Genomic DNA, 10,869 nt, shown 5'->3' on the forward strand with positions numbered 1-10,869 from the left:
CTGTGTGCATCGGGGAGAACAGGGGGGTTGCCGACAAGTGTAGCGATGCCGTTCACGCGTCTTCAGGGAACGCCACGGAGGGTACGGCATGAACTCCGCCGATCCGACACCGCGCCTGCTCGCGGCCGGGGCGTCCCTCACCGGGACCGGCATCCTGATGTGCCGGACCGAGCCTTCCTGGGACGGGATCCTCATCGGCCTGCTTTGCCTCGGGCTCTGGGCCCTCGGAACCCTCGCGACACGGCCGGGGCCCGTGACGCGGCCCACACGGACGATACGTCCGGTCCTGCTTGAGGCGGTCGTCGTCGAGCGCCCCCGACCGCCGCCCCTGTTGCTGCCCGCGCCCCGGACCTCGGCCGACGACCGGGCCGGATCGAGCCCATCCCGCCTGCCGGACAGGCCGACGCACCGCCCACGCGTCATCGGGCGCCGGCGCGGCTAGGGCCCCATGGCCGGCCCGGGATGCCGCTGACCCGGCAGGCGAGCAGGGGCGAGAACCGCGCTTCGAGAGCCTTGAGACGTGTCACCGGGGTGCCCCGGCGACGGCCGGGGCGGGCGCGAAGACCGCGGCGGGGAGACCCGCCCGCGCCGAAGGAATCTGGTAAGGAGGTGAGCCAGTCATCGATCCCAGGCCGGCTGGATGTCCTGCGGCGTCCTCGCCATCCGGACCGACAAAGGGCCGCCGTCCGGAATCCTGCGTCGCCGCGCCGGCTCTGGCGGCGCGCCGCCCCCATGACCGGCCAGGAGATCGCCATGGCCCCGATCGAGACCCCGGTGCCCTACCGGCTGCAATGCATCGTCCACCGGGAGAGTGCCGGCGGCATCATTATCCACGACGAGCAGATTCCCGGCGCCACCGACGAAGCGGCGGTCGCCACCGCGAAGGCACGCTTCACGCAGCTGCTCTCCGGCCGGTCGGGCTCGGCGGCTCTGAGGGACCCCGCAGGCCGGGTCGTCTGGTCTGCCCGGCAGACGCCGCCGCCCGGCACGGTGGAATCCGGCATCCCGTAGGACACCTCCCGGCGGGGTCAGGGGGTGTGGCGCGCCTCGAGATCGATCACCGGGCCGCCCAGATCGAAGAACTCATCCTCGTACGGGAGCAGGTCCTGCGGTTCCTCAGCCTCCCGCCCCCCGAACGGCAGGAGCGCGGACAGGACTCCGAGGCAGAGCGCTCCGGCAACGAGGGCAATCATAATCGCGAAGCTCATCACGGAACACTCAGGCGAAGCCGACGGCGGCATCAGGCCGTCGGAAGATTAAGGCCCGGTTCCCGCACGCCGCAATCGTTCATGGCCGTCCGCGCGACCGCGGATCGACCGTTCTGCACTCTGAACGGCGCCCCGAACGCCCCGAAGCGCCACGAAGCGCCACGGGGGCACCGCTGGCGCACCGTTGCGGGGCGCATTCGAGGATTGGACCGGCCCCGGCGCGGCCCGGGTGATTCGGATGCGGAATCACCGTGGCGTCGTGACCGCATCCTGACGGTGCTCGACCTCGTCGCGCACACCGCGGCCGGCCATGAGGATCTCGGTCATGAACGCCGCGATCGCCGCCACCGTACAGATCAGCGCCGCGCCGAAGCAGGCGAACAGGACGGAGGCGGTCGCCGCGTCGCGCAGGGCCCCGACGAACAGGGTCAGCACCGCCAGGCCGATCAGCCCGCCTCCGAGCGAGGCCAGGACCACCGCCACGTCCAGCACGAAGGAGCGCCGCCGCAGGAAAGTCAGACGGCGGGTGAGGCGGACAGCCTCGGCGGCCGTGGCCCGGGCGGTCTCCGCCGAGAGGCTGTCGACCTTGTCGGAGATCCGGCCGAGTCGGGTCGAGAACACGTTGAGCAGCGTCGCCAGGGCCGACAGCAGGAAGGCGGGCGCGAGCGCCACCTGGATGATGTGCGCGACGCTGTCAGGCTCGGTCGCATTGAGGGAGAAGCCGAACATCGACGCGCTACGCTCGCGGACATGTCATGTCCCGGCGCGGCCGGGCATCGGTGCGGATGGAGGCGCGGGTGCGCACGGGTCCCGGGCGGAGCAGCCTACCATAGGAGCCCCTCCGCCTGCAGCCCGGCCACCAGCAGGAACAGCGCCGAGAGGAACGCGACCGCGATGTAGGGGGCCGGCGTGTCCGTCACCGAAGCCTCCCGGCGGGCGTGGGGCACAGATGCCCGATCCCGATACGGGCCGGGAGGACCGGCATCGAAGGCAGCGCGACGGGTCCCATGCGCGTCTCCTGAACTCTCCACCGATGACGAGGCCGGGCAGATAGGGCCTGATATGCGCCGGGAAAGCCGCGGCCGTTCGGCCGTGCGGCGGCCGCAGGTTCTTCCCCACAGGCCGGGCGGAGCGGGTCCGCACCGGGAGCCGGCGCCGGATCTTGCGCGAGATCTGCGGCGTCCCGGGAGATCGATCGGTCCATGGGGCCGCGGCCGGACTCACGGTCGTCCGCCCGAGATCCGGATCCGGCCGGGCCCCCTATTCGCGCGGGCGCATCCGCCGTCGGACGCCGGAAGATCAGGGCCGGGCCGGCGCGAACCCGACGGGCAACGATCCGATACGCTCCCGGACCGGAGCAGATCTCCCGCCTCGCGCAAGCGGGCAATCCGGGGGCCCGATCTGGGCTGTTCGTAAATTAATGTTAACCGCTCTTCGGGTCGCAGACGGACTTGCGGGCCGCCTGCCGGTAGGCTCTAGTGAATGTCGAAGCTTCCTGGTTGGTCCTGGGAACGTTTACGAACGAACTTCAGCCCCGTCCGCACCGCGCGGCGGGGCTTTTTGTTCTCGGAAACACTCCGATACACATGGTCGAGAGCGCTTCGACCAATCCCGATCGGGATGTGCCCCAGCACACTTGGCTGTCTTGGCGGGAGGGCCCGTATCCGGGCTGTTGCGGCGACGCACTATCGCCCTGGCGCGCCCTGTCGTTCTGTCCGCCCCGCACACATCCCGCATAACGGGAGACAGAGGACCAGATGATCAAGAAGCTTCTTCTCGCGAGCGCCGCCACGGCCCTCCTGACCGGCGCCGCCTCGGCCGCCGACCTGCCGCGCCGCGCCGCCCCGCCGCCGGTCTTCACCCCCGTCCCGGTCTTCACCTGGACCGGCGCCTATTTCGGTATCAACGCCGGCTACGCCTTCGACGCCAGCAGCAACAACACCAACAGCTTCGCCGTGCCCTTCCCGTACGGCAACGGCACCACCGCCTTCTTCAACCAGCGCAACCAGGAAGGCTTCTCCGGCGGTGGCCAGGTTGGCTACAACTTCCAGTTCACCCCCGGCTCCGGCATCGTCGTCGGTATCGAGGCGGACGCCCAGTACCTCGACTTCGGTCGCAACCGGAACAACGCCTTCGTCGTCGGCCCGCTGGCTCCCGGCTACTACGTCACCGACCCGCGCGGCCTCTCCAGCCTCGACTTCTTCGGCACCGTCCGCGGCCGCATCGGTTACGCCTTCGATCGCGTGCTGTTCTACGGCACCGGCGGCTTCGCCTACGGCTCGGGCAGCGCCGACCGCTCCTTCGGCGGCTTCGCCGGCAATGACAGCTTCCGCACCGGCTACGCCGTCGGCGGCGGCATCGAGTATGCCCTGCCCACCGACTCCTTCCTGAACTTCTTCCGCTCGTCGGCCGTGACGCTCAAGGTCGAAGGCCTGTACGTCAACCTCGACCGCAACACCCGCAACCAGGGCGCGTTCGTCATCAACGCCGCCAACAACTTCCCGGTGGCGTACAACACCATTGGCCGCCGCGATGACGAGTTCGCCGTCGTCCGCGCCGGCCTGAACTACAAGTTCGGCTCGTACTGAGATCCTCGCGCGAGCGCGCCCCCCGCGCCGCGGGGGGCTGCGTCCCGGCCACCGGGACAGCGCGAGGCCCTCTGAGCAGGCCGTATCCTTTCTCGACCTGAGCATCCCCAGCCCGATCAAACTGGCCGCTTGAGCCGAGGAGCGTCCCGGGAGTCATTCCCGGGACGTCTTGCCCGGGACGTCTTGCCCGGGACGTCTTGCCCGGGACGTCTTGCCCGGGACGTCTTGCGTCCTGGCGATGGCCCTCCGCGTCACGCCTCAGGCGTGGACCGCGTGTTCCAGTTGCGCCTTCGACATCCGCGACCGGCCAGGCACGTTCTGAGCGCGGGCCTTGCGCATGAGCTCGGCCTTGGTCGGCTCCGACCGGCTGGAGCCCTTGCCGGACGTCTTGCCCTGTCCGGCAGACCTGCCGTCCTTCCTGCCGTCCTTGCGCGCTGCGGCGGCCTTTTCGGCGGCGGCCTCCGGCTGCTTCGAGAACTGCTTGCCCTTGCGGGTATCGGCCCGCTTCTTGGCCGTGCTGGCGGCATATTCCTTGTCCGTCAGACTCTCGCGGGCCTTCTTGGGCAGGTATCGTTCACCGGTCTTGCCGCTCTCTTCGCCCGATTTCGTGCCCCATTCCTCGTCGGTCCATTGCCGGAGATGGTTGTCGGCCGTCTTCTTGCCGGCATAGCCACCGCCTTCCTTCTTGTATTCGGCGGTCGCCATCTGCGCCTTGCGCGCCGACCACTGCCCAGGCTTGCCACCCTTGTCCGATTTCGTGACTTGCGTCTTGACCTTCTCCCACAGCTTGGGGTCGGTCTTCTTCGCTGTACCCGACATCGTCGCGCCTCGTGAAAAAGATTTGGCAGACAACACGAGCCCTGCGGCTCTGTTCCTGCGGCGCGTTCACTCCCCGCGCCCCGCCCGGTACGGTCCCGCGCCCCGGCACCCCGCGATGCCATCCCCGGGGAGGGGACGCGTCTCGGAGCGGAGCGGGATCGGCCCGACGGCGGCCAGGATTGAGCGCCTTTCAAGGCGCGGGAACGGGAGCGGAAGACGCAGCAGCCCGATCCGGCGCAAGCCCCTGCGCAAGCCCCTGCGCGAGCCGAAGGGCGTCATCGTCGGCGGCCGAGGCCCCCCATCCGCAGCGCCTCAGGAACCTTCGATCACGCCGGTTCGGACCGGAAGTCTGCTCTCGGCGGTCGCCGCCGGAGGGTTCCGGAATGTTTGTTTCTGGACGGTTATGGCGGAGGTCAGCCCACATTCAGGCGAGACGACCATTCTATCGTGGCCTTGTGTCGGTCCCGACCGGCACAAATCGAACAGAAGGTCAGATCATGATGCACGTGAAGATGTTCGCGGCGACCGCGGCCGTCATCGGCGGCCTCGGCCTCGTCTCCGCCAGCGCGGCGCCCCTGGCACCCGCCGGAGCCGCCGCGATCACCGGCCCCGCGTCTGTCAGCACCGTCGCCTTCGGCTGTGGACCCGGCTGGGCGCCCGGCCCGTACGGGCGCTGCCGGCCGATCTACCGTCGTCCGCGCTTCTACGGCCCCCGCTGCTTCTTCCGCCCGACTCCCTGGGGCCCGCGGCGGGTCTGCCGCTACTGATCCGACGGCTCGGGATCGATCGCGGCACCGAACCGTAACGCGAGCCGCGAGCTGATCCAGGGGCAGGCGCCGTCTCCGAGGAGGCGGCCCTGCCCCTTCCCGTTGGAAGGGACGCGGACGCCCGGGATCGCGCATCCGGCCCGTGCCGCCAGGCAGGCCGGGGCCCGGCCGCAGAGCCGCGCGCCGTCGGACCGAAAGTCCCGGCGCGGGGCGGGAATAAATCCCGCCGCCCACCGGTTCCTGATCGTGTGGCACGACGCTGCGGTCTGGAGCACGAGGGTCGGGACCCCATGGCTTCGCAGGCTCTCGACGGGGCGGGCCCGGCCCGGCCGCCGACATGACGACCCTGGCGCGGGCGCGCTTCAGCCAGTTCGTCCTGCCGCGCCTCGACGAGGGTTACCGGCTCGCGCACTGGCTCACCGGAAATGCCACCGACGCCGAGGACGTGATGCAGGAGGCGTGTCTGCGCGCGTACCGGGCGATCGAGGGGTTCGCCGAAGGCAATGCCCGCGCCTGGTTCCTGACGATCGTCCGCAACACCGGCTATTCCTGGCTGCAGCGGCACCGGCCGCGGGCGGTGGTCTTCGCCGACGACCTCGCCCCCGAAGCCCGCGCCGAACTGGAGACCGGAGGCGCCCTGGCCGAGGCCCCGGAGACGCCCGAGTCGACCCTCATCGCCCGCGACGAGGCGGGGCAGCTCGCCCGGGCGGTCGGGTCCCTGCCGGTGGCCTTCCGGGAGGCGCTGATCCTGCGCGAGTACCACGGCCTCAGCTATCGGGAGATCGCCGCGGTGACCGGCGTCCCGATCGGAACCGTGATGTCGCGCCTCGGCCGCGCGCGGCAGCATCTGCTTGTACGGCTCGCGAAGGACGGGCGATGACCGACGACGAGACCCTTCAGCTCCTCAGCGCCTACGCGGACGGCGAACTGTCCCCTGGCGAAGTCCTGGCCATGGAGCGCCGTCTCGCCGCGGACCCCGCGGCGCGGGCGATGGCAGAGCGCCTCCGCGACCTCTCGCGCGCCCTGCGCGGCCCTCTGGCGGGACCGTCGGCCCCGGAGACCCTGCGGGCGGGCGTGATCGAGCAGATCGGCTTCTCCGATCCGCCCCCATCCCGCACCCGGCTCGGCTCCTGGCAGGTGCTGGCCGCGACGCTGCTCCTCGGTCTCGCCGGCGGCGCCGCGCTCGGCGCCGGGGCCGTCTATCTCGACCGCCCCGGCGGCGCCCCCGATACGGGCGCGTCCGTGCTCGCCGGCCACCTCCGCGGCCTCGCGGCGCCCCAGCCCTTCGACGTCGCCTCCTCGGACCGGCACGTGGTGAAACCCTGGTTCAATGGACGGACCACCATCGCGCCCGAGGCTCCGGACCTGTCGGACCGGGGCTTCCCGTTGATCGGCGGCCGGGTCGACATCGTCGCCGGCACCCCCGTGCCGACCCTGGTCTATCGCCGCGACCGGCACGTGATCAGCGTCACGGTGGTCTCCGCCGCCGACGGGGCTGCGGACGGCGAGGGACGGCGGGACGGGTCCACGATCGAGCGCTGGCACCTCGGCGACCTCACCTACTGGGCGGTGTCGGACCTCAACCCGCGCGACCTGCGCGCCTTCGCCGACCTGTTCCGGTCTCGGGCCGGCGGACGCCCGAGCTGAAACGGGAATAATCGGCATTTCCGACGGGTTGTTACTGATATCGGGGAGTCGATGCGGCGAGGAACCTGGCGTGATCAGTCAATCGCACATGAACATCCGCAGAACCGGGGGCATGCCGGAGGCCGGCCCGGTGCACGCGCGGCGGTCCCAGTCCGGCGGCGCCCCCACCGTCCCGGACGCGTTCGTGGTGGAGGCCGCGCTCCACCTCCTGGCGGAGCATCTCGAACAGGGGCTGGCCGTGACCGACCGGAGCGGTCGGCCCTATTTCCTGAACCGGGCTGCGCAATCCCTCATCGACCGGGGCCTTCTGCGCCTCGAGCACGGCGGCCTGCGCGGCGCGGGGCCGGAGGACAGCGCGACGCTCCGCCGCGTCATCGACCGCTGCGCCGCCGGCCAGCGCGGCGCCGCGGTGCGCCTGGACGGCCCCGACGGGACACTCCTGGTCGCCGCCTGCGCGATCCCCGGGGCCTTCCGCCCGATCGCCGAGGGCGCGGTTCTCCTGCGCCTCATCGACCCCGCGGCGCCACGCCTGCCGGATCCCGGCGTTCTGCAGGACCAGTTCGGTTTTACCCCCGCGGAGGCGGCCCTGGCCATCGACATCCTGGCGGGGAACGACCTCGCGGCGAGCGCGACGCGCCGCCAGATCACCCGGAACACGGCACGCGTGCACCTGCGTCACCTCTTCGAGAAGACGGGGACGCGCCGCCAGGCCGAGTTGATGCGCCTGCTCCTGCTCTGCCCGCAGCCGATCGCGGGTGTGTAGAGCCGTCCTCGGTTTCCCGTGCGGGACGGAGGGGCGTCGTCTGGACCGGCAGAGCCTGCCCTGTCAGGCGGCAGGCCGCAACAGGCTCGCCCCCGGCAAACAAGTCTACTTCGACAACACGCAGTAACCTGAACAGATGACGCGAGAAAGAGACGATTCATCGACACTGATCCGGCCGAAATTGGATAAAGAACCGATTTTTCGGCACAACGGAGACCAGATCATGATCCTCTCGTTCGTTAGATACATTCGAAAAAACCGCATCGCCGCGCGAAACATGCGCATCTTATCGGCCCTCGACGACGATATGTTGAGCGATATCGGGCTCGACCGGCGCACGCTCCGCGCCTTCTGCGAGAACGGCTGTTCGCACATGCTGGCCCGGCCGAGCCAGCCGGAGGCATCCCGGACGGTCGCGCTGCCCACGACGCTCGGGATCGCCGTCCGCTGAACCGGCCAGACCCCTTCAGGCCCGCTCAGATCGCGATGCAGATCTTGCCGAAGTGGCGGTTGCTTTCCTGGTGGCGGAACGCCGCCACGAGCTCGTCGAGGGGGTAGCGGCTGTCGACCACCGGCCGCAGGCCGCAGGCGTCGATGCCGCGGACCATCTCGATCTGGTGGCGGCGGCTGCCGACCAGCACGCCCTGCAGGCGGATCTGCTTCAGGAGCGCCGGCACCAGGGGCAATTCCCCGGCCACGCCCGACAGGATGCCGATCACCGAGATGTGGCCGGCGACGCGGACGGCGGCCATGGACTGCTCCAGCGTCGCCGGACCGCCGACGTCGACGACGTGGTCGACGCCGCGCCCATCGGTCAGCCGTCGGGCGGTCTCGCCCCAGGCCGGGTCGGCGCGGTAGTTGATGACGTGGTCGGCGCCGAGCCCGCGCAGGCGCTCCAGCTTGTCGTCGCTGGACGAGGTGGCGATCACCGTGGCCCCCGCCGCCTTGGCGAATTGCAGGGCGAACAGCGACACGCCGCCGGTCCCCTGCACCAGCACGACGTCACCGCTCTTCAGGCCGGCATCGGCGTGGAGCGCGCGCCATGCGGTGAGCGCCGCGGTGGTCAGGGTCGCCGCCTCGGCGTGGTCCCAGCCCTTCGGCGCGTGGGTGAAGGCGCTGGCCGGCGCGGTGACCCGCTCCCGGGCATAGCCGTCGACCCCGTCGCCCGGCACGGTGGCGAAGCCCTCGACCCGCGGCGTGCCCTCGGTCCAGGTCGGGAAGAACGTGCTGACCACCCGGTCGCCGACCGCGAAGTCGTTCGGGCCGGGTCCCACGGCCTCGACCTCGCCGGCGCCGTCCGACATCGGGACGCGCGGCTCGCTCGGCCCCCACATCCCGCTGACCACGGCATAGTCGTGATAGTTGAGGGAACTCGCCCGCAGGCGGACGGTGATCGCGCCGGGGCCCGGCTCGGGCACCGGCCGCTCCCCGAAAGTCACCTTGTCGAAGCCGCCGCCCGGCTGGACGATGACGGCCCGGGCTGTCGATCCGGTCATGATGCACCTGTCGCTCCGCGGCCGCGGCCGCCGGGAGGCGGACACTGGCAGGCCCCACGCCCGGCGTCGAGACGACGGACGGGGACCGTCCGCCGCGGGGGCCGGGGCGGACGGCCCGCAAAGGGCGCTCCGGTCCGGGACCGGCGCGCCCAGGAGCCGCGCGCAGGAGCCGGGCGCAGGAGCCGGGCGCATGCCCCTCCCGCCCTTGCCGCTCCGCGACGCCAGCGGCAAGGTCGCGGATCGCATCCCGTCCGTGGAAGGAGCACAGACCGTGTCGACCGAGCGCGTCGTTCTGACCGAAAGCATAGCGCCGACGGCGTCCAGGATCTTCACGCAGGCCGGGATCGGCGACATCCGCCAGCTGCCTCGTGCCGTCAGCCCCGATGATACCCGGGATCTGGCCGACGTCACCGTCCTCGGCATCCGCTCCCGCACGCACGTCACCGCCGCGCTGCTCGACGCCCTGCCCGATCTCACCGCCATCGGCTGCTTCAGCGTCGGGACCAATCAGGTCGACCTCGAGACGGCGCGCGCCCGGGGCGTGCCCGTCTTCAACGCGCCGTTCTCGAACACGCGCAGCGTCGCCGAACTCACGATCGGCGAGATCGTGATGCTGCTCCGGCGCATCCTGCCGCGCTCGATCGCCGCCCATGCCGGCGGCTGGGACAAGTCGGCCTCCGGCGCCTTCGAGGTGCGCGGCAAGACGCTGGGGATCGTCGGCTACGGAAACATCGGCGCGCAGCTCTCGAACCTCGCGGAGGCGATGGGCATGCGCGTGATCTTCTACGATCTGACCGACAAGCTGCGTCACGGGAACACCGAGCCGGCCGAGAGCTTCGACGCGCTGCTCGCCGCCAGCGACGTGGTCAGCCTGCACGTCCCGGAGACGCCGCTGACCCACGGGCTCATGGGCGCGGAGCGCATCCGCGCGATGAAGCCCGGCGCCTACCTCATCAACAACAGCCGGGGCACGGTCGTGGACCTGGACGCCCTGGCGGCGGCCCTGCGCGACGGCCATCTCGCCGGAGCCGCGATCGACGTCTTCCCGGTCGAGCCCACCTCCAACGCGGAGCGCTTCGTCTCGCCCCTGCAGGGGCTGCCGAACGTCATCCTCACCCCGCATATCGGCGGCTCGACGGAGGAGGCGCAGGATCGGATCGGCGCGGAGGTGGCCCGCAAGCTGGTCGACTACGCCCAGACCGGCTCGACGCTCGGCGCGGTGAACTTCCCGCAGGTTCAGCTGCCGCCGCGCCGGTCCGGCGCCCGCTTCCTCCACGTCCACCGGAACGTGCCCGGCGTGCTCGGGCAGATCAACGCGGTCTTCTCGGGCCGGTCGCTCAACATCGACGCGCAGTACCTGCAGACGGACGGCGAGTACGGCTACGTCGTGGTGGACGCGTCGGTGGGGCCTGGCGAGGCGGACGCGGTACTCGGCGCGCTGCGGGCCATCGACGGTACGGTGCGGACGCGGCACCTCCGGCCGGCGGTGGCGTGAGGCTGACGCCGACGGCTGCCCCACCTCGTCGCCCCGTGCGGGCGACGAGGTCCACACCACTGCGACCGCTGCGCGTGCGCCTCCCA

13 protein-coding genes are annotated in these 10,869 nt (G+C 71.2%); 9 read left to right on the plus strand and 4 right to left on the minus strand.

The genetic code is table 11. The features are described from left to right. Positions 1-88: 88 nt before the first annotated feature. Both P9K36_RS08375 and P9K36_RS08380 read left to right on the plus strand, forming a co-directional pair. Positions 89-442, plus strand: a complete 354-nt coding sequence (locus tag P9K36_RS08375; RefSeq protein ID WP_278306898.1) for an energy transducer TonB — start codon at positions 89-91, stop codon at positions 440-442. Positions 443-753: 311 nt separating this feature from the next. Next, positions 754-1,011: a hypothetical protein gene (locus P9K36_RS08380; protein ID WP_043756558.1), complete on the plus strand. Its 258-nt coding sequence runs from the start codon at positions 754-756 to the stop codon at positions 1,009-1,011. 17 nt (positions 1,012-1,028) lie between these two features. Here P9K36_RS08380 and P9K36_RS08385 read toward each other — a convergent pair whose 3' ends face one another. Then, positions 1,029-1,208: a hypothetical protein gene (locus P9K36_RS08385; protein ID WP_043355784.1), complete on the minus strand. Its 180-nt coding sequence runs from the start codon at positions 1,206-1,208 to the stop codon at positions 1,029-1,031. Between the two features lie 246 nt (positions 1,209-1,454). Then, complete coding sequence (locus tag P9K36_RS08390) at positions 1,455-1,937, minus strand: DUF2721 domain-containing protein (protein WP_043355782.1); 483 nt, start codon at positions 1,935-1,937, stop codon at positions 1,455-1,457. A gap of 1,028 nt (positions 1,938-2,965) precedes the next feature. On the opposite strand from P9K36_RS08390, the gene P9K36_RS08395 reads away from it, so the two are divergent. Then, positions 2,966-3,796 carry a porin family protein gene (locus P9K36_RS08395; protein ID WP_083683394.1) on the plus strand — a complete coding sequence of 277 codons (831 nt, stop codon included), beginning with the start codon at positions 2,966-2,968 and terminating at the stop codon, positions 3,794-3,796. A 258-nt stretch (positions 3,797-4,054) separates the two neighbouring features. On the opposite strand, the gene P9K36_RS08400 is transcribed toward P9K36_RS08395, so the two are convergent. After that, positions 4,055-4,615, minus strand: coding sequence for a hypothetical protein (locus P9K36_RS08400; RefSeq protein ID WP_043389277.1), 561 nt, complete (start codon positions 4,613-4,615; stop codon positions 4,055-4,057). Positions 4,616-5,112: 497 nt separating this feature from the next. On the opposite strand from P9K36_RS08400, the gene P9K36_RS08405 reads away from it, so the two are divergent. The 5 genes from P9K36_RS08405 to P9K36_RS08425 all read left to right on the plus strand — a co-directional run bounded on the left by P9K36_RS08405 (position 5,113) and on the right by P9K36_RS08425 (position 8,243). Beyond that, positions 5,113-5,382: a hypothetical protein gene (locus tag P9K36_RS08405; RefSeq protein ID WP_043756560.1), complete on the plus strand. Its 270-nt coding sequence runs from the start codon at positions 5,113-5,115 to the stop codon at positions 5,380-5,382. Positions 5,383-5,719: 337 nt separating this feature from the next. Further along, on the plus strand, positions 5,720-6,262 hold the full coding sequence (locus P9K36_RS08410) for a sigma-70 family RNA polymerase sigma factor (RefSeq protein ID WP_043389281.1): 543 nt from the start codon (positions 5,720-5,722) through the stop codon (positions 6,260-6,262). Then, positions 6,259-7,029 carry a zf-HC2 domain-containing protein gene (locus P9K36_RS08415; protein ID WP_043354133.1) on the plus strand — a complete coding sequence of 257 codons (771 nt, stop codon included), beginning with the start codon at positions 6,259-6,261 and terminating at the stop codon, positions 7,027-7,029. The genes P9K36_RS08410 and P9K36_RS08415 overlap by 4 nt, the downstream gene beginning before the upstream one ends. Before the next feature lie 70 nt (positions 7,030-7,099). After that, positions 7,100-7,792, plus strand: a complete 693-nt coding sequence (locus tag P9K36_RS08420) for a helix-turn-helix transcriptional regulator (protein ID WP_043389287.1) — start codon at positions 7,100-7,102, stop codon at positions 7,790-7,792. A gap of 223 nt (positions 7,793-8,015) precedes the next feature. After that, positions 8,016-8,243 (plus strand): DUF1127 domain-containing protein, encoded by a 228-nt coding sequence (locus tag P9K36_RS08425; protein WP_278306900.1) that lies wholly within the window; start codon positions 8,016-8,018, stop codon positions 8,241-8,243. Between the two features lie 25 nt (positions 8,244-8,268). Here the strand turns inward: P9K36_RS08425 and P9K36_RS08430 are convergent, their stop codons facing one another. Beyond that, a complete protein-coding gene (locus P9K36_RS08430) occupies positions 8,269-9,288 on the minus strand; it encodes an NAD(P)-dependent alcohol dehydrogenase (protein ID WP_179698534.1) in 1,020 nt (339 codons plus the stop codon). Between the two features lie 271 nt (positions 9,289-9,559). Between P9K36_RS08430 and serA the strand changes: the two genes are divergently transcribed. Then, positions 9,560-10,783 (plus strand): phosphoglycerate dehydrogenase, encoded by a 1,224-nt coding sequence (serA, locus tag P9K36_RS08435; protein WP_081948924.1) that lies wholly within the window; start codon positions 9,560-9,562, stop codon positions 10,781-10,783. The last annotated feature ends 86 nt before the right edge of the window (positions 10,784-10,869 follow it).

It is taken from the genome of Methylobacterium sp. 391_Methyba4 (assembly GCF_029691625.1).
Taxonomy (GTDB): Bacteria; Pseudomonadota; Alphaproteobacteria; order Rhizobiales; family Beijerinckiaceae; genus Methylobacterium; species Methylobacterium fujisawaense.